Source organism: Vibrio sp. THAF190c, assembly GCF_009363355.1.
GTDB lineage: Bacteria > Pseudomonadota > Gammaproteobacteria > Enterobacterales > Vibrionaceae > Vibrio > Vibrio fortis_A.
In genome coordinates, this window is record NZ_CP045338.1 from 2,317,826 (window position 1) to 2,335,880 (window position 18,055).

Consider the following 18,055-nt stretch of genomic DNA (forward strand, 5'->3'; position numbering starts at 1 on the left):
GGATATAGCTTAAAGCTTGGTTGCTAGCTCTACACCTTGACGAATCGCTCGAACTGCATCCAGCTCACCCGCGTAGTCCGCACCACCGATTACGTGTAGCTTGCCGCCAAACTCTTGCCACATATCTTCAAACGGTCGCACAGACACTTGGCCTGCACAGATCACAACTGAATCCGCATCCAACACTTTCGACTCTTTGTTAACAGTAATATGCAGACCTTGGTCGTCAATTTTCTCGTAACTTACGCCACCCATTAGGTTTACACCACGCTTCTCAAGGGTACGCTTATGAATCCAACCCGTGGTCTTACCCGGACCTTTACCCACTCTGCCCGCTTTACGCTGCATAACCCAAACGGTTTTATCACTCATTGCATCTGGGTATGGGAACAAGCCACCAGGGTGCTCCATGTTCTTATCAATGCCCCACTCGTGCAGCCAGTCATCCAAGCTATGTGAGGCAGGTTCAGTCAGCATAGTGGCGACATCGACACCAATGCCACCAGCACCAACGATTGCAACCTTTTCGCCTACCGGTGTCTTATCGCGAATCAAGGTTTGGTAGTCGACCACTTTCTCTTGGTCAATGCCTTCTAAGTTCAGCTTTCTCGGCTCAACACCCGCCGCCATGACGACTTCATCGTACTTAAGGAGCATCTCAAAAGTGGCTTCCGTATCGAGTTTAAGGTTCACACCAGACGCATCAACTTGGTTGGCGAAATAACGAATCGTCTCTCTGAACTCTTCTTTGCCCGGTATCTGCATCGCCAGTCTAAATTGCCCACCGATACGGTCATTCTTCTCTATCAAATCAACTTTGTGACCACGCTGAGCCAATGTCGTCGCACACGCCAAACCCGCAGGGCCGGCACCAACAACGGCAATAGATTTACTCGCTTCTGCTGGTTGAACCACAATTTCTGTCTCGTAACAGGCTCTTGGGTTTACCAAACAACTTGCTCGTTTGCCCTTAAACACATTATCCAAACACGCTTGGTTACAGCCGATACAGGTATTAATGAACTGCGCTTGGTCTTGAGCGGCTTTATTTACAAAATCTGGGTCCGCCAAGAATGGTCGCGCCATCGACACCATATCTGCTTGCCCAGAACTTAGAATACGTTCTGCTTCTTCAGGCGTGTTGATTCGGTTACATGTCACGACTGGGATGGAGACATAAGGCTTCACTTTTTCCGTTACCCAAGAGAAAGCGCCGCGTGGTACTTGAGTTGCAATGGTCGGTACACGAGCTTCGTGCCAGCCGATACCAGTATTGATGATGGTAACGCCTGCCTCTTCAAGCTTTTGAGCCAATAGAACAACATCTTCGAAGGTACTGCCTTGCTCGACCAGATCCAGCATAGATAGACGGAAGATAATGATGAAATCTTTACCAACGGCTTCACGAATCGATTTCACAATTTCAAGCGGGAAACGCATACGTTTTTCGTACGAGCCACCCCATTCGTCATAACGCATATTAGTGCGCTTACAAATAAATTGGTTAATCAAGTAGCCTTCAGAGCCCATGATTTCAATACCATCGTAGCCCGCTACTTGAGCGAGCTCAGCGCTGTTAGCAAAGGCATTAATCGTCTTCTTGATTTGACGAGGGCTCATTTCACTCGGTGCAAACTTAGCAATAGGCGCCTTGATTCCCGATGCACTTTGCGCGAATGGGTGCATTGCGTAACGGCCGGCATGCAAAAGTTGCAGGGCAATTTTACCGCCGTGTTTGTGTACGGCTTGCGTGACGACTTGGTGTGCCTTCGCATGTTTTACTTTGCTGAATTCAGCACTGAAGGGATGCAGTCTGCCACGTAAGTTGGGAGAAAAGCCGCCCGTTACAATAAGACCGACGCCCCCTCGCGCTCGCTCTTCGTAAAATGCAGCCAACTTGTGCAGCCCTTCTTTATTTTCTTCAAGGCCTGTATGCATTGATCCCATCAATACACGATTTCGTAACTGAGTAAATCCAAGATCTAGAGGTTCTAATAAATGTGGGTACATGGCAGACATCACTTCTGTTATTTATCCTTGTGGTCTGACCACATTATAGTGCACAAACCAAAATTTCAAACAACCGTTTACATTTTTGTAACACCGATCATAATGCTGAGTGCATTAATCGCTCGACAACCCTTAAAATGACTACACTTAATGAGAATATCTATCGATTAACAAATAGTTCATCTAGTTTGGAACTTTGAATTAACGTAGGATACTAAACAGTTAATATTATTGAGATAAATAGTACTACTGCTTGTTTAAGTATGGTGTTCTCGCCGTGGAGAAATAATGAAAAAAATAGCCAAATTTATCGGTATGATCTTTAAAGGGATATGGAAACTGATCACCTTCGTACGTGTCGCGTTGGTCAATCTATTCTTTTTATTGAGTATTGCCCTCATCTACTTTGTGTACTTCCAAACGGACAACACACAACCTACGGTTCCACAGCAATCGGCATTAGTGCTTAACCTATCTGGTCCAATTGTCGAGCAGAGCCGTTACATCAACCCTATGGATTCAGTCACCGGCTCGCTGCTGGGTAAGGACTTACCAAAAGAAAACGTGCTTTTTGATATCGTTGATACCATTCGTTACGCGAAAGATGACGAGAACATCACCGGCATCGTGTTAGCACTGGGTGAGTTGCCAGAAACCAATCTCACTAAGCTTCGCTACATTGCAAAAGCGCTGAACGAGTTCAAGGCAACGGGTAAGCCAATCTACGCCATTGGTGATTTTTACAATCAAAGCCAATATTACCTGGCTAGTTACGCCAATAAGATCTTCATGTCTCCAGATGGCGGCGTTCTCCTCAAAGGCTACAGCGCTTACTCGCTTTACTACAAAACACTGCTAGAAAAGCTAGACGTAAACACGCATGTATTCCGCGTAGGTACGTACAAGTCAGCAATCGAGCCGTTTACACGCAACGACATGTCGCAGGAAGCGAAACAGTCTGCGTCTCGTTGGTTAGGCCAGCTCTGGGGAGCTTATGTTGATGATGTATCAAATAATCGTCAGATCGAGTCTGCAACCCTAAACCCAAGCATGGAAACCTTCCTATCTGAACTTGAGTCTGTAGATGGTGACATCGCTAAGCTTGCTAAGAAACTCGGCCTAGTTGATCAGTTATCGACACGACAAGAGGTTCGTTTAGAGCTTGCTGACACCTTTGGTAGCGATGGCAAAGACAGCTACAACGCGCTGAGTTACTACGACTACCGAGCAACCATGCTACCAGATCTGCCAACTTCGACGGATGACATTGCCGTTGTGATTGCAAGCGGTGCGATCATGGATGGTAAGCAGCCTCGCGGTACAGTCGGCGGCGACACTACCGCAGCTCTACTTCGCCAAGCTCGTAATGACGACCAAGTTAAAGCTGTCGTTTTACGTGTCGACAGCCCGGGCGGCAGTGCATTCGCGTCTGAAGTGATTCGAAATGAAATCGTTGCTCTGAAAGAAGTAGGCAAGCCAGTTGTGGTATCTATGTCTAGCCTAGCGGCTTCTGGTGGTTACTGGATCTCGATGAGTGCAGATAAGATCATGGCACAGCCAACGACTCTTACTGGTTCTATCGGTATCTTCAGCGTGATTACGACCTTTGAAAAAGGCTTAAATGACATTGGTGTTTACACTGATGGCGTCGGTACATCGCCGTTTTCTGGCCTGGGCGTAACAACCGGCCTAACCGACGGCGCTAAAGATGCGTTCCAAATGGGAATCGAGCACGGCTACAAGCGCTTTATCAGTCTAGTTGGCTCTAGTCGCGGTATGGATGTAGAGAGTGTCGATAAAGTAGCTCAAGGTCGAGTATGGACAGGGCAAGATGCTCTACAGTACGGACTGATTGATGAAATCGGTGACTTTGACGACGCTATCGCTGCTGCTGCAACGCTGGCAGAGCTTGAAGAGTACAACGTTTACTGGGTTGAAGAGCCGCTTTCAGCAACCGAGCAATTTATTCAAGAATTCATGAACCAAGTTCAGGTGTCTTTAGGACTTGATGTTCAGAGTCTTATCCCAAGTGGTTTACAGCCAGTTACTCAACAATTGGCACAAGATAGCCAACTTTTAAGTAACTTTAATGACCCTCAAGGCCGCTACGCATTCTGCTTGAATTGCCAAGTGCAATAAACGTCTCTCCTTACTGTTCTATTAAGAGGTACCTCTGTGTGAGGTGCCTCTTTTTATTGGCAGATTATCCGCTATAATCGCGTCCCTGTTCCCTATAAACAAAAAGTAACAATCGCTATGGAAAGAAAACATATCTACATTGCGTACACTGGCGGCACCATCGGTATGCAGAAATCGCATGACCACGGCTATGTTCCAGTGGCGGGTTTTATGGACAAGCAGCTAGCAAGCATGCCTGAGTTCCACCGCCCAGAGATGCCTGAGTATACGATTCATGAATACTCTCCGCTGATGGACTCTTCAGACATGACGCCACTAGATTGGCAGACCATTGCTGATGACATCCGCGCTAACTACGATAAGTACGACGGCTTTGTTATTTTGCACGGCACAGACACCATGGCTTACACGGCCTCGGCACTCTCTTTCATGCTAGAGAACCTTGGCAAACCAGTGATTGTGACAGGCTCACAGATCCCACTTGCAGAGCTGCGCTCAGATGGTCAAGCAAACCTGCTGAATGCACTGCACATTGCAGCCAACTACCCAATCAACGAAGTCACACTGTTCTTCAATAATAAGTTGATGCGTGGTAACCGCAGTACTAAATCACACGCAGATGGCTTCAACGCGTTCACTTCGCCAAACCTAAACCCATTGCTTGAAGCGGGTATCAATATCCAACTAAGCAACAATGTAGTGGTTGATCAGAAGCCTGAGGGCGAATTCAAGGTACACAACATTACACCTCAACCAATTGGTGTGATCACAATGTACCCAGGTATTTCTCACGAAGTCATTCGAAACACCCTGCTTCAGCCAGTAAATGCGATGATCTTGCTGACATTTGGTGTGGGCAATGCGCCACAAAACCCAGAGCTGCTGCAACATCTAAAAGATGCCTCAGAGCGTGGCGTCATCGTGGTTAATCTGACTCAATGTCTTGCTGGTAAAGTAAACATGGGTGGTTACGCGACAGGCTGTGCTCTTGCCGATGCCGGTGTAGTGAGTGGTTACGATATGACTCCTGAAGCGGCACTGGCGAAACTGCATTTTTTACTTAGCCAAGACCTAAGCTACGAGCAAGTAAAAGAAAAAATGCAGCAAGTTTTGCGTGGTGAAATGAGTCTATAACCGAAGATGTATTCGGATAGACAACACGCTAAAACTCAAAGTGAAGACAATAAAAAGGGGCGGCTCAATGCCACCCCTTTTCACTTTAAATCTTAAACTATGTGATATTGTCACAAGTATGACTTAGTGATTAGGATTTACTCTAACAATATCTTCTTGATCTGAAGTAAATTGTTTCTTAAGTTCAGCTTTCGACTTAAAGCTAATGTCACCACCCGCAGCAACTGTCATATGCTGTGCTTCAACATTATGCTTTGACTGGTAAAGCATGACAGCTTGCATACAAGAGTCACGCTGCTCTTGCGTCAATGCCGTACCCTCGGGCCATTTTCCCGTCTCTACTGCATACGTTAGGCGCTCATAGACCTCTGGGGTCATTGCGTTAAGAAGTTGTTCTGCATCCATGGTAAAGCCTTAGTATTAACAATTTTCACCAGAAAATAACCTGTCGTGGAATGGAGTCAAGCGGAGCACTGGAAATAAGTGTATTCGATCACAAGTGAAGGTATATGAGAATTTTTAAATGGCTACTCGCCGCTGCCCCTTTGGCGCTAACTGGGTGCTTTGAGGGGAACAAAAATACAGAACAGCTATGTGAAGCTCACTCAGAGCTGCGTTGTGCTGACCTCAACATGAATGATGGTCAATGCCGAGTTGCCCGTACCGATCTCATCTGGCACCGCTTCGACGTATTGAAGCAACCTACCGAGTACAACAAGATCGTAGAATATGGTTTAATCGCCGAGTACAAGAAGTGTCTTGAGCTGGCTTCTCAAATTGAAACCATCGATCAGACCTTACTCAAGCAGCGCCGCTTCTCAGCACTGATGCACAGCATCGAAGAAGAAGAACGAATTGTAAAAGAGCTTTTGGGTTCCAATAAGCCGGAAACCCTCTACTTCTTATGGTCGCAAACCGGCAATATTGATGCGCGTCGTAGCTTCTTGCAGCTAGAAGGCAGCGCTGCACTCAACACGGCGGAAATGCAATACGCATTAGCGACCTTCTATACCACGCGTGATCACAAGAAAACCGTCAAGCTACTCAATAACGCACTGACACTTTCCAACGGCTCGACCGTCAATACCGAGATCTTCAAATCCCTAGCGAGTATTAATCACAGCCTAGGTAACATGGAAAGAGCGTATCTATGGGCGATGGTTGCCAAAGAGTTTAATGTGCCGATTGCATCAGAGCCTGAACTGAAAGTACTGTACCACTTCCCAAGTGATGTTTATGACAAGCTAGAGGATGACGCTGACTACATCGTTGAAGCCATTGAAGATGGAAGGTACCAACCATCGCTTGTATCTAAACGATAACTACACAGTTCAACAACGCAAACCAGACGCACAAAAAAACAGCTACCCTTTTCGGTAGCTGTTTTTTTATGCCTTTGAGAGAAGCGACTCGCAATTCGTCAACGTACTTTGTAACGACACCACGTCATATGAAAGGTTTTGACAATAGATGTCACTTATTCTGTAGTTTTGTCATTTTTGTTGAAAATTAACGACACAGAATTTACACAAAAACGCTCCCCAGTGGTTTTAGGACCATCCGGAAAAACGTGACCTAGGTGGCTATCACAGGCCGCACAACGGATCTCTATACGTTTCATACCGTGACTTAGATCTTCTAAATAACGGATTGCCTTATCATTTATAGGGGCATCGAAACTTGGCCAACCACAGCCGGAGTCGTATTTATTCTCAGACACAAACAGTGGGGCTTCACAACAGGTACAGCTGTAAACCCCTGTCTTATGATTGTGTAACAGCTTGCCGGTAAAAGGAGGCTCTGTTCCACGTAGACGACACACCTGATATTCTTCATCAGTCAGGCGCTCACGCCAGTATTCATCGGGCTTCGTCATATTTTCTCCCCTTTGATTCACGTTAATATCTCTCCACATTCTCTTTTATTATATTTACTTTTTTCCATAAATACTTGCATCTAGCGGGATTTGTAGCACATACTTTCTCACCGAGATACATTGTACATATACACTCATAAGTGAATCGTCATTTAGAGGTATTTTACCCAACTGGAGGGGTACAGAACCACTAGCAATGGTCAAATTTCAACCACTTACACCCAATTGTTAAGAAAAGCGTCGCTTTTTTTTGACATTAAACAAGTTAAGTCGGATTATCTATTGCAGATTTAAACTGGATTCTGTAATTTTACTACCAGTTATCTTTAATCAGAAATTAAGTTGTGGAGCAACTACAATGACTATCAAAGTAGGTATTAACGGTTTTGGCCGTATCGGTCGTTTCGTATTTCGTGCATCTGTTGAGCGCGCTGACATCGAAGTAGTAGGTATTAACGACCTTATCGACGTAGAGTACATGGCATACATGCTTAAGTACGATTCAACTCACGGTCGTTTCAACGGTACTGTTGAAGTTAAAGACGGTAACCTAATCGTTAACGGTAAAACAGTTCGCGTAACTGCTGAGCGTAACCCAACTGACCTTAAGTGGGACGAAATCGGTGTTGACGTTGTAGCTGAAGCAACTGGTATCTTCCTAACTGACGAAACTGCTCGTCAGCACATCACTGCTGGTGCGAAGAAAGTTGTTCTAACTGGTCCTTCTAAAGACGCAACTCCAATGTTCGTTATGGGCGTTAACCAAGACACTTACGCTGGTCAAGACATCGTTTCTAACGCTTCTTGTACTACTAACTGTCTTGCTCCAATCGCTAAAGTTCTTAACGACAAGTGGGGCATCGAGTCTGGTCTAATGACTACAGTTCACGCTACTACAGCAACTCAAAAAACTGTAGATGGTCCTTCTGCTAAAGACTGGCGCGGTGGTCGTGGTGCTTCTCAAAACATCATCCCATCTTCAACTGGTGCTGCTAAAGCTGTAGGCGTTGTTCTTCCAGAACTAAACGGCCTTCTAACTGGTATGGCTTTCCGTGTACCAACTGCTAACGTTTCTGTAGTTGACCTAACTGTTAACCTAAAAGAAGCTGCATCTTACGAAGCAATCTGTGCTGCAATGAAAGAAGCTTCTGAAGGCGAAATGGCTGGCGTTCTAGGTTACACTGAAGACCAAGTTGTTTCTCAAGACTTTATCGGCGAAGTTAACACTTCAGTATTCGATGCTAAAGCTGGTGTTGCTCTAACTGACAAATTCGTTAAAGTTGTATCTTGGTACGACAACGAAATCGGTTACTCAAACAAAGTTCTAGACCTAATCGCACACATCTCTAAGTAATTACTACTTAGATAGCGTTTAGCTAGACTGTCTTTGAGAAAAGACTGAAAAGAAAAGGCGGCTCTAGAGTCGCCTTTTTTGTACCTGCGATTTATGAAACACCAAAGCCCTTGTCAAAGATGATGTTTAACAAGCGGCACATTTGTTAGGTATGAGATTCAATTCAAATACGAGAGCTCCCCTACTCTTTCCCCGAGTCCGCTCAACTCGAATTTGAATTCAATTTCCCTTAAGAAGGATTATGTAATGGATTTATCAACTCTCCCTGCTGTAGCCGTGCTTTCAGACAACGTAACGATTGTTGAACACGAAGACGTAAAGCTGGTTCGTATTATTCATGAGAAAGCGAACGCTGCGATCTCTCTGTTTGGTGCACACGTGGTTTCTTACCAACCAAAGGGCCAACAAGACCTAATTTGGATGAGCCAACAAGCAAAGTTTGACGGTAAAACAGCCCTACGTGGCGGCATCCCAGTATGTTGGCCATGGTTTGGCCGTATTGCTGCACCTGCACACGGTTTCGCGCGCAACAGCGAGTGGCAACTCATTGAGCACCGTGAGAGTGAAGTCGGTGTTATCGTAAGCCTAGGTTTGAGCACTAATGACAACACGCTTGCAGTATGGCCACACCGCTTTGACGCTCGTCTTAACGTCGAAATCGGTGATGAGTTGAAAGTAACGCTAGAGGTAACAAATACTGACTCTCAACCTTGGAAGTGTTCTGGTGCACTGCACACATACCTTAATGTGGGCGATATTCACCAAGCTAAAACGACAGGCATGGGCCCTGAGTACATTGATAGCCTACAAGATGGTAAAGTGTGCCAAGGCGGTGATGAGCTTGTACTGACTGATACTATCGATCGTGTTTACACGCAGCCAGAAGCCGTTATTTCAGTCGCTGATGCGAAACTTGCGCGCACACTGACTGTTGAAAACCAAGGCCACAACAGTGCAGTTCTATGGAATCCATGGGCAGAAGGCGCTGCAGGTATGGGTGACATGCAAGATGATGGCTACCTAACCATGTTATGTGTTGAATCAACCCTTCACGCTCCAAGCATCGAACAAGGTAAAGAGCTGCAACCAGGCGAAAGCCACCAGCTGATCACAACTATCGCAGCAAAATAACTCACCAGTTAAGTATTTGAGCTGACAGGCCATCTCTGTCCAATAAGTCGCTCGATTCAATAATCTCTTCAAGGCCGGAATCTCTGGCCTTTTTTTGTAATTTATTCCTCACACACCCGGTCAAATCATGAGCAACTCGCTCGCTTTGTTTATTTTTTTGATAGTTAAATTAATAAATATCAAATTAATTGGTTTTATAAATAGCTAGCATGCAAAATATATATTTACAAAATGAACAATAAAGGCACGTCATGTGGAATAAATACAAGAATCAAAGTGTTGGGCTTCAATTAAAGCTAGTCACAACACTGTGTCTAGTCATCGCATTTTCCAGTATTGCTGCACTGGTTTATCAAAATGCCTCAAATGTGCTGTTAGAAAGTACTCTCAAAGAACACCAATCTAAAATTGAATCTATGGCTAAGACCATTGAAGGCCAATTCAATGCTTACCTTCACACAGCCGAGGTTTTAGAATCTACTTTTCGTAACGGCTACCTAGCAGGCGTATACGTAGAAAACTATACGGTCGACTTTCAAGGTCATCAGGTACCAAACATTACACAGTACAGCGAAAGCTTAATCGGCGACACCAAACTCGTTGATAGCTTTACTCGTGACACAGGAGCCGTTGCCACGCTATTTGCGCCACTTGGTGATAAGTTCATTCGTGTTGCGACCTCGCTGAAAAATCCGCAAGGTGAGCGTGTGGTTGGTACAACGCTTGACCAGAGCCACCCAGGTTATCAAAAACTGATTAGTGGTCAGCCTTACTATGCACAGATCAAGCTCTATGGTCAGCGCTACATTACCTATTACGCACCAATCAAGGATGCTCAAGGTGAAGTGATGGGCATCTCTTTCATCGGTCTTGCCGTAGAGCGTGCAACTCAAGATTTGTTTGCCGCTTTGAAAACCGTGAACTGGGGTGATACTGGCTATACTATTGTGCTTGATAACAACCCAGATCATTTAGGCCACTACCTATTACATCCGAAGCATACTGAAAGTGATCCTTCGATTATTGATGTGAAGGATTATGAAGGTAACAAACCGTTTTACCAGCTATTTGAACAACCGAGTGGCCTCATCAAGTACCCATTTGAGTACCAAGGCAGCATCGGTGAAAAGTATCTAGTTTACACGGAAGTCGCTGGCTGGAACTGGAAACTACTCGGTGGCACTTTCATCAGCGAAGTCACCAAAGGCAGTCAAGAGTTGCTTAAACTGATCGCTATCGTATCCTTGGTTGTTGGTTCTATCACCTTCTTGATTCTAACTGTGTTCTTGAGCCGTACACTCAACCCATTGACGACCTTGAATCAGTACATGAATCGCCTTGCTAAAGGTGAAGTCAGTATTGATATCCCACACACAGCTGGAAATACCAATAACGAGATAGTTAACCTGAGTAATGGGCTATCTAACATGGCTCACCAGCTCAACAATTTAGTCGGTGAGATCCGTGGTGCGAGCGATAAGGTTGAAAGCAATTCTAGCAGTGTAGCGAGTGATGCGTCACTCAACCTTACTCAATCTGAGCGCCAACAAGAACAAGTTGAGCAAGTGGTGACTGCTATTGAAGAGATGGCATCATCGGCGCAATCTGTTGCCCAACAAGTCGAAAACATCGCTGAAAACGTACGTTCTGCGAATACCGATGGTCAATCAGGCTTAGAAATTGTTGAGAACGTCTGCATTGATGTTGCTCAGCTTAACGATCAACTTGACCAATCAGCGGCGGCAATTGAAAAAGTAAACACAGACAGCGAAAGCATTCAAACCGTTACTAAGATGATTGATGAGATCGCCGAGCAAACGAACCTACTAGCACTTAACGCTGCAATTGAAGCTGCGCGTGCTGGCGAGCAAGGTCGAGGGTTTGCTGTGGTTGCTGATGAAGTGAGAACGCTAGCGCATCGTACACAAACATCCGTTAAAGACGTTGTAGACATTATTACGGTTCTTAAGAGTTCAACGGACAATGCTGTACGCATGATGAATGAGAGCCAAACAAGCGCTAACTCTGTACTAGACAAAGCACAGGAAGCGGGTACGGCCTTGGAGTCTATTGCTGACCAGATCCATTCAATCGCTTCTCAAGCTGATGCCATTGCTGCGACTTCTGAAGAGCAAGCACACGTTACCCAAGAGATAGCTGCTAATGCGCACTCAATCAGCGAGCTAAACAGAGAGAGTCGTCAAACCAGCGCACAAACATCGCAAAGTGCTACCGCGCTCCAACAGCAAGCTCAAGACCTAAAACAACAGGTCGACTTCTTCCATTAACCCCATCAAGAGCCGCATTACGCGGCTCTTTTTATTTCGCCTAGTGCGACATTTTTGATAAACTCGCTGCCCACTTTACTAGCCGCACAGAGAGCGTCATGAACTACCAGTGCCCTTTATGTCACCAATCTCTCACTCAAGTTGATCGAACTTTCAGGTGTGAGAACAACCACCAATTTGATCTTGCCAAAGAGGGTTACGTCAACTTGATGCCAGCCCACCACAAGCGCTCAAAAGATCCAGGTGACAATAAAGAGATGATGCAAGCTCGTCGCCGATTCTTAGAAGGTGACCACTACAACCCAATGCGCCAAGCTGTGGTTGCTCTGTGTGAAAATGTATTGCCAGCGGAACAGCCAAATCTATTGGATATTGGCTGTGGTGAAGGCTACTACACCAATGAAATCGCTCTTAAGCTCGCGCAGCGTGAGCCAAGCATTTACGGCTTAGATATCTCTAAGGTTGCTATCCGTTATGCGGCTAAGCGCTACCCAGCGGTTAACTTTTCAGTGGCATCGAGCCATAGACTACCTTTCGCTAACAACAGCTTAGACGCCGTTCTACGCATCTATGCGCCTTGTAAGGCAGAAGAGTTACAACGAACATTGAAAGAGCAAGGTGTGGTAATTACAGTGACGCCTGCTGGCCGCCACCTGTATCAACTGCGTGATGCGATCTATGACGGCGTGCGACTGCATGACGAAACACCAGAAACCATCGAAGGATTTACCCTAGAGAGCCAACAGCACCTAAACTACATGATGGAGCTTTCAGGTTCGGATGCCTTTGACCTGCTTCAAATGACCCCGTTCGCTTGGAAGGCAACAGAGTCATTTAAGCAAGAGTTGATGCAAAGCGATAGCTACCAGTGCGAGGCAGATTTCATGCTAAGAGTTTATCGTAAACAGAGCTAGTTGATATTAATTATCGTTTGCATTGAATTCTCTGTGAGCCTCATTTAGTATGCTTACTCTTCAAGGAGTTATTCAATGCAACGTATTTTTCTTATTGGCCTAACCGCCCTTCTTACTGCTTGTGCAAATCAGCCTTCTCAACAGGCTCAAGGCGACAACAAAGCAGTTTTATCCCCAGTTACTACCTATTACGACTACCAATTTGCTTCTGCCAAAGGGGAGCCGATTGCGCTTAACCAACTCCCGAGTGCATTGATTGATGCCGATGTGGTTCTAATTGGTGAATGGCATACACACTCTGCTGTACATAGATTCCAGACCGACTTTCTTAAGGCACGTTTAGCTGACAGCAAAGACGTTGCCCTATCCATGGAACAGTTCACGCGACAGCACCAAAATGTTATCGACGACTATCTTGCGGGAGAGATCGGTGAACAAGTTCTCATGTCAGACGCAGCGGCATGGCCAAATTATCAAAGTGACTATCGCCCACTCGTGGAGCTAGCGAAGTCACAAGGTATCGATATCATCGCCGCCAATGCACCAAAGCCAGTTGTGCAGTGTATCGGCCGTAATGGAATTGATTACCTAGAAAAATTGACTCCTGAAGAGCGCCAATGGATAGCTGACGACGTCAATACTAGTGACAGCCCTTATAAAGAAAAATTCATGGCTTCCATGCACCACGGCACACCTGAGCAAACAGAAAAACAATTTGCCGCTCAAGTGACCTGGGATGAAACCATGGCAGATTCGATTGTGAAATACCTAGATGAAAATCCAGATAAACAAGTCATTCACGTCGCGGGCAAATTTCATACAGAACAAGGCTTAGGAACTGCCGCCTCTATTTTACGTCGTAATGCCGACCTGAATGTAGTGGTCATCACTCCTGTCGAATCATTGAGTGATTCTAGCGAAGACTACCAACTGCAAGTTCTGTCTCCACCAACGCGCTACGTTAAACAAGAAAATCGTATGAAAGCGTACAAGAAACTTTCTCATCGAGGCAAAGGCTTAGAGTGCAAATAGCCCACGAATAACACAACCACGTAGTTCAACCTAACTGAGTATCGGCACAACTATTGCTTATTAATTAGGCAAGCCTAGATAGAGTAGCAAAACATCACCTCGGTGATTAATTACACAAGTTTTTCACTGCTCGGCCGATACTCTATTTAAGGTGCAACTACGGAGAGTGTTATGACGCCTGTTACCAACAATGCTACTCAAACTTATAGCCCGGCGAAGCTTCAGCCGACAAAAGGTGCGCCTGTACCTTCAGAGCCTGCGCCACTTAAGGTTGAGCAAAATACCGTTAAGCTGTCTGATGAAGGAAAAGCGCTACTAGTCGCCCTGCAACAGATAGATAAAGAAGCGAAGAAAATCGAAGCTGAAAACGAAACCGTTGGTGACAAGGTTGAATCTTTTGCCCATGGCGCACTCGGAATGGATCATCCAGACAAAATTGAAGAAGAGGAAGATGGCTCATACTCAGCGGGGCAATATCTGTCCGCAGCGGTAACCATTGGCGGCATTCTGCTTGCCTTAGTCTAGCGAGTCACCGAACCACTCTTTACTGGCATCACTTTACAGATTTATCGTTACGACAACATTCCTGATTTGTTCTAAAAAACGACTTCACACCATAATTCTGGTCTCATTATTATGGAATAAAGCTCGTGAAAAACTCCTTTGCGCTTATTGATAAGCCCACCTTTTTCGGTGCCATTGCACTGCTACTCACGATTGTGTTTCCGCTGATCATGTTCCCTGCACAAGGGGCAGAATGGATTGCGATCGCGAAAACCTTCATGACCGACAAGCTCGGTTTCCTCTATCTAACACTTGGCTTAGCAGCCTGTGCTTTCATGGTTTATGTCGTATTCAGTGACATGGGCCAGATCAAGCTAGGTGAAGCTGATGAAGAGCCAGAGTTTGCCACTGCTTCTTGGGCTGCCATGCTATTTTGTGGCGGCATCGGTGCCAGTATTCTTTATTGGGGCTGTATCGAATGGGCCTACTACTACCAATCACCACCGTTCCAACTTGAGCCTGGCAGTGAAGAAGCGGTTCGCTGGGCTGCGACCTATGGACTGTTCCACTGGGGACCAATCGCATGGTCTATCTATTTGATCCCAGCTTTGCCGATCGCTTACTTCTTCTATGTGCGTAAACAGCCGGTTCTAAAGATCTCAAGTGCATTGATGCCGGTTCTTGGTGAACACCGCAGTAAAGGCACACCAGGTAAAATCGTTGATGTTCTATTTATCTTTGGCCTCTTAGGCGGCGCGGCAACCACGCTTGGTCTAGCGGCTCCTCTTATCACCGAAGGTTTGAATCACCTATTCGGTTTGCCAAAGAACACCCTGACACAAGCGGGTGTATTGCTGATCTGTACCGCGATTTTTGCCTACTCTTCCTACGCGGGCCTAGAGAAAGGCATCAAGATTCTCAGCAACATCAACTTCTGGGGGGCGATGGGTTTATTGGCGTTTGTGCTTGTTGCGGGTCCAACCATCTTTATGTTGGAAACCGGCCTAGATTCAATTGGTCGCTTACTCTCTAACTTCTTTGTAATGGCGACTTGGGCTGAACCCTTCGGAGGCTACGGTACATTTGAAAACACCCATTTCCCACAAGATTGGACCATCTTCTACTGGGCATGGTGGCTAGTATTCGCCCCGAGTATGGGTTTGTTCGTTGCACGTATCTCCCGTGGCCGCACAATTAAACAGATGGTGACAGGTTCGATCTTCTTTGGATCTTTGGGTTGTTTCCTATTCTTCATGATTTTGGGTAACTACGGTCTGTCATTGCAGCTGTCTGGTGATTTAGATGTGGTGGCGGTACTCAACGAGCATGGAGCAACTAAAGCGATCTTCTCGATGCTTGACCAACTGCCGATGAGCACACTGGTTATCGCGGTATTTACGCTGTTGTGCATTATCTTCACGGCAACGACATTTGACTCTATCTCATACATCTTGGCATCGGTAGTACAAAATAACGTTACAGAAGAGCCTATGCGTTGGAACCGTATGTTCTGGGCATTTACGCTGTCATTTCTGCCAACGATTTTGATGTTCTTAGGCGGTTTAAGTACGCTTCAGACTGCTGCTATCGTGGGTGGTCTGCCGCTACTAGGGATTTCGGTTATGTTGATGGTTTCTGCTGTTCGTGCGACCAGTCTCGACCTACGCCATCAAGATGACTACATCGAGCCAACGATCAACATCGAAGAGCTACCAGACATGGATCCATGGTCCGCTGAAGGCATGGCACTGGCTCAGTTTGAGAAAGTAAAAGATGCTGCTCAAGACGCGGCCGAGCTAGAACGCTCTGCTTACAAAGCGCTGGCAGATGTGAAGAAAGAGATTCGAGCATATGTTCTTGAACAAGGCTCTCAGATGGAAACGCATGAATTACCGGAAGAGTTGCAGCAAGCATTGGAACTTGCAGAAAGCAACCTAACCGCAGCACAAGCGAAGAAACTTGAGTTGTCCGAACAAGCACAGAAAGCTCGTAGTGCGTTCAATCAAGTGGTTGCAGAACTACCACTTAATTGACCTTAGCCATGACGATGTCCACTTGCTTGGACCCTCCTAACTAAGCAAAAGGCTCACAGAGATGTGAGCCTTTTTTTCATTCTTTTATTCGCGATTAATCCACACTAAGCGCGATTTGGGTGGTTGATGATGTGGTCTTCCCAATCAACAACATCAATCTCATACACTACTTTATTACGTACACTTTCACCCGCAGCATGCATTGAAGATTTAGAGCCAGTGATCAGTGGGTGCCATTCTGGCAGTGGCTTCTCTTCTGACAATAGGCGATAAGCACATGTGTCAGGAAGCCAGTGAAACTCATCAATCTTGTCACGAGTTAACTTCAAACACTCTTCACCTGAGCTAAAACGATTTGGGTAATCTTTACAAGAACACGTCTTACTGTTTAACCAGCTACATGCCACGTTGGTGTAGTACACTTCGTCGCTATCTTCATCCATTAGTTTGTGCAGGCAACATTTGCCGCAACCATCACAAAGCGATTCCCACTCTTGCTCGGTCATCTGTTCTAGTGATTTTTCTTGCCAAAATGGACTGGTCATAATAGGACTTCTTACTCTTTTACTGGGGTGCGTGTTATACCGCTAGCCCACAAAAAGTTCAAGGATAAAAAGTGTTCAGGGATTAATCACAGACAAAAGCTGCCACAAGCGATAATTTTTGCTACTATCGCGCACCCTGTTTTGACTGAGTATAAATTGATGGAATGTCGTCTAGGTTGTGGTGCCTGCTGTATTGCACCAAGTATTACATCTGCTATTCCTGGTATGCCAAATGGCAAGCCTGCTGGCGTTCGCTGTATTCAGCTCAATGAACAGAATCTATGCAAACTATTCGGACAGCCGGAACGCCCAAAAGTGTGTCACCAATTTAAAGCGTGTCCAATCATTTGTGGCAAAACAAACCAAGAAGCGCTCGACAATATCACTGAACTCGAAGCCATCACATAGCCTCTGTCTCAATAAAATTGTTTGCTCATGAACAAAAAAGCCGCTGACTTTCTAGATAAGAGAGCAAGCGGCTTAGATTAGATTTTGTGTCGACCTAGTAGTGAGTGAGACAGCGTGGTGCCATCCACCAGCTCTAGCTCGCCACCAACGGGAACACCGTGAGCGATTCGGCTAGCGTTCACTTCATGAGCGCTACACAACTCAGCAATATAGTGAGCAGTCGCTTCGCCCTCTACCGTTGGGTTGGTTGCAAGAATCACTTCTGCAATATCGCCACGGCGTAGACGGTAATCCAAAACATCGAGACCGATATCGCTAGGACCAATGCCATCAAGCGGTGATAGGTGCCCCATCAACACGAAGTAACGACCAGAGTACTGACCTGTCGCCTCGATTGCTGCGATGTCTGCAGGGCTTTCAACCACACATATTTGACCATTTTCCTGACGTTTAGGGTTGGTACAAATATGACAAACATCTTCTTCTGTGAAAGTACGACACTCACTACAGTGGCCAATTTCTGTCATCGCTTGACCAAGCGCCTCAGCCAATTGCAGGCCGCCTTTTCTATCGCGCTGTAACAAATGAAAGGCCATACGCTGCGCCGACTTGGGGCCAACCCCAGGTAGACAACGTAAGGCCTCCATCAAATGCTCCAGCATATGACTGGTACGCATTATTTAACCA

16 protein-coding genes are annotated in these 18,055 nt (G+C 45.9%); 11 read left to right on the forward strand and 5 right to left on the reverse strand.

Annotated features, from left to right (window positions below; genetic code table 11):
• Positions 1-9: 9 nt before the first annotated feature.
• The gene (locus tag FIV04_RS10265; RefSeq protein WP_172974269.1) at positions 10-2,019 is read right to left on the reverse strand and encodes an NADPH-dependent 2,4-dienoyl-CoA reductase; all 2,010 of its coding nucleotides are present in this window, start codon (positions 2,017-2,019) and stop codon (positions 10-12) included.
• Positions 2,020-2,298: 279 nt separating this feature from the next.
• Here FIV04_RS10265 and sppA point away from each other — a divergent pair, with 279 nt between their 5' ends.
• A complete protein-coding gene (gene sppA, locus FIV04_RS10270) occupies positions 2,299-4,149 on the forward strand; it encodes a signal peptide peptidase SppA (RefSeq protein WP_152469070.1) in 1,851 nt (616 codons plus the stop codon).
• Positions 4,150-4,266: 117 nt separating this feature from the next.
• Entirely contained in the window at positions 4,267-5,283 is a 1,017-nt protein-coding gene (ansA, locus tag FIV04_RS10275) for an asparaginase (RefSeq protein WP_032551963.1), read from the forward strand.
• A gap of 123 nt (positions 5,284-5,406) precedes the next feature.
• On the opposite strand, the gene FIV04_RS10280 is transcribed toward ansA, so the two are convergent.
• A complete protein-coding gene (locus tag FIV04_RS10280; RefSeq protein ID WP_032551962.1) occupies positions 5,407-5,688 on the reverse strand; it encodes a YeaC family protein in 282 nt (93 codons plus the stop codon).
• Positions 5,689-5,792: 104 nt separating this feature from the next.
• Here FIV04_RS10280 and FIV04_RS10285 point away from each other — a divergent pair, with 104 nt between their 5' ends.
• Entirely contained in the window at positions 5,793-6,605 is an 813-nt protein-coding gene (locus FIV04_RS10285) for a DUF2989 domain-containing protein (protein WP_152469071.1), read from the forward strand.
• Between the two features lie 155 nt (positions 6,606-6,760).
• On the opposite strand, the gene msrB is transcribed toward FIV04_RS10285, so the two are convergent.
• A complete protein-coding gene (gene msrB, locus FIV04_RS10290) occupies positions 6,761-7,159 on the reverse strand; it encodes a peptide-methionine (R)-S-oxide reductase MsrB (protein WP_032551960.1) in 399 nt (132 codons plus the stop codon).
• Positions 7,160-7,517: 358 nt separating this feature from the next.
• Between msrB and gap the strand changes: the two genes are divergently transcribed.
• The 7 genes from gap to FIV04_RS10325 all read left to right on the forward strand — a co-directional run bounded on the left by gap (position 7,518) and on the right by FIV04_RS10325 (position 16,415).
• Positions 7,518-8,513 (forward strand): type I glyceraldehyde-3-phosphate dehydrogenase, encoded by a 996-nt coding sequence (gene gap / locus FIV04_RS10295; protein ID WP_004740660.1) that lies wholly within the window; start codon positions 7,518-7,520, stop codon positions 8,511-8,513.
• Positions 8,514-8,759: 246 nt separating this feature from the next.
• On the forward strand, positions 8,760-9,644 hold the full coding sequence (locus FIV04_RS10300; RefSeq protein WP_152469072.1) for a D-hexose-6-phosphate mutarotase: 885 nt from the start codon (positions 8,760-8,762) through the stop codon (positions 9,642-9,644).
• A gap of 251 nt (positions 9,645-9,895) precedes the next feature.
• The gene (locus FIV04_RS10305) at positions 9,896-11,932 is read left to right on the forward strand and encodes a methyl-accepting chemotaxis protein (protein ID WP_152469073.1); all 2,037 of its coding nucleotides are present in this window, start codon (positions 9,896-9,898) and stop codon (positions 11,930-11,932) included.
• 98 nt (positions 11,933-12,030) lie between these two features.
• Positions 12,031-12,846, forward strand: a complete 816-nt coding sequence (gene rlmA / locus FIV04_RS10310) for a 23S rRNA (guanine(745)-N(1))-methyltransferase (protein ID WP_152469074.1) — start codon at positions 12,031-12,033, stop codon at positions 12,844-12,846.
• A 75-nt stretch (positions 12,847-12,921) separates the two neighbouring features.
• Positions 12,922-13,878, forward strand: coding sequence for a ChaN family lipoprotein (locus tag FIV04_RS10315; protein ID WP_152469075.1), 957 nt, complete (start codon positions 12,922-12,924; stop codon positions 13,876-13,878).
• A 171-nt stretch (positions 13,879-14,049) separates the two neighbouring features.
• The gene (locus FIV04_RS10320) at positions 14,050-14,403 is read left to right on the forward strand and encodes a hypothetical protein (protein WP_150893860.1); all 354 of its coding nucleotides are present in this window, start codon (positions 14,050-14,052) and stop codon (positions 14,401-14,403) included.
• 125 nt (positions 14,404-14,528) lie between these two features.
• The gene (locus tag FIV04_RS10325; protein WP_152469076.1) at positions 14,529-16,415 is read left to right on the forward strand and encodes a BCCT family transporter; all 1,887 of its coding nucleotides are present in this window, start codon (positions 14,529-14,531) and stop codon (positions 16,413-16,415) included.
• A gap of 104 nt (positions 16,416-16,519) precedes the next feature.
• Here the strand turns inward: FIV04_RS10325 and FIV04_RS10330 are convergent, their stop codons facing one another.
• A complete protein-coding gene (locus FIV04_RS10330; RefSeq protein ID WP_152469077.1) occupies positions 16,520-16,960 on the reverse strand; it encodes a YcgN family cysteine cluster protein in 441 nt (146 codons plus the stop codon).
• A gap of 159 nt (positions 16,961-17,119) precedes the next feature.
• Here FIV04_RS10330 and FIV04_RS10335 point away from each other — a divergent pair, with 159 nt between their 5' ends.
• Positions 17,120-17,368: a YkgJ family cysteine cluster protein gene (locus FIV04_RS10335; RefSeq protein WP_032551915.1), complete on the forward strand. Its 249-nt coding sequence runs from the start codon at positions 17,120-17,122 to the stop codon at positions 17,366-17,368.
• A 77-nt stretch (positions 17,369-17,445) separates the two neighbouring features.
• Here the strand turns inward: FIV04_RS10335 and recR are convergent, their stop codons facing one another.
• Positions 17,446-18,045, reverse strand: a complete 600-nt coding sequence (gene recR / locus FIV04_RS10340; RefSeq protein ID WP_032551914.1) for a recombination mediator RecR — start codon at positions 18,043-18,045, stop codon at positions 17,446-17,448.
• Positions 18,046-18,055: the final 10 nt, after the last annotated feature.

What these genes read in the sequence shown, in the direction of transcription:
- FIV04_RS10305 (WP_152469073.1), top strand. Translation starts at nt 9,896, where the DNA reads ATGTGGAATAAATACAAGAATCAAAGTGTTGGGCTTCAATTAAAGCTA.
- FIV04_RS10335 (WP_032551915.1), top strand. Translation starts at nt 17,120, where the DNA reads ATGGAATGTCGTCTAGGTTGTGGTGCCTGCTGTATTGCACCAAGTATT.
- FIV04_RS10300 (WP_152469072.1), top strand. Translation starts at nt 8,760, where the DNA reads ATGGATTTATCAACTCTCCCTGCTGTAGCCGTGCTTTCAGACAACGTA.
- FIV04_RS10320 (WP_150893860.1), top strand. Translation starts at nt 14,050, where the DNA reads ATGACGCCTGTTACCAACAATGCTACTCAAACTTATAGCCCGGCGAAG.
- msrB (WP_032551960.1), bottom strand. Translation starts at nt 7,159, where the DNA reads ATGACGAAGCCCGATGAATACTGGCGTGAGCGCCTGACTGATGAAGAA.
- recR (WP_032551914.1), bottom strand. Translation starts at nt 18,045, where the DNA reads ATGCGTACCAGTCATATGCTGGAGCATTTGATGGAGGCCTTACGTTGT.
- rlmA (WP_152469074.1), top strand. Translation starts at nt 12,031, where the DNA reads ATGAACTACCAGTGCCCTTTATGTCACCAATCTCTCACTCAAGTTGAT.
- sppA (WP_152469070.1), top strand. Translation starts at nt 2,299, where the DNA reads ATGAAAAAAATAGCCAAATTTATCGGTATGATCTTTAAAGGGATATGG.
- gap (WP_004740660.1), top strand. Translation starts at nt 7,518, where the DNA reads ATGACTATCAAAGTAGGTATTAACGGTTTTGGCCGTATCGGTCGTTTC.
- FIV04_RS10280 (WP_032551962.1), bottom strand. Translation starts at nt 5,688, where the DNA reads ATGGATGCAGAACAACTTCTTAACGCAATGACCCCAGAGGTCTATGAG.
- FIV04_RS10330 (WP_152469077.1), bottom strand. Translation starts at nt 16,960, where the DNA reads ATGACCAGTCCATTTTGGCAAGAAAAATCACTAGAACAGATGACCGAG.
- FIV04_RS10315 (WP_152469075.1), top strand. Translation starts at nt 12,922, where the DNA reads ATGCAACGTATTTTTCTTATTGGCCTAACCGCCCTTCTTACTGCTTGT.
- FIV04_RS10285 (WP_152469071.1), top strand. Translation starts at nt 5,793, where the DNA reads ATGAGAATTTTTAAATGGCTACTCGCCGCTGCCCCTTTGGCGCTAACT.
- FIV04_RS10265 (WP_172974269.1), bottom strand. Translation starts at nt 2,019, where the DNA reads ATGTCTGCCATGTACCCACATTTATTAGAACCTCTAGATCTTGGATTT.
- ansA (WP_032551963.1), top strand. Translation starts at nt 4,267, where the DNA reads ATGGAAAGAAAACATATCTACATTGCGTACACTGGCGGCACCATCGGT.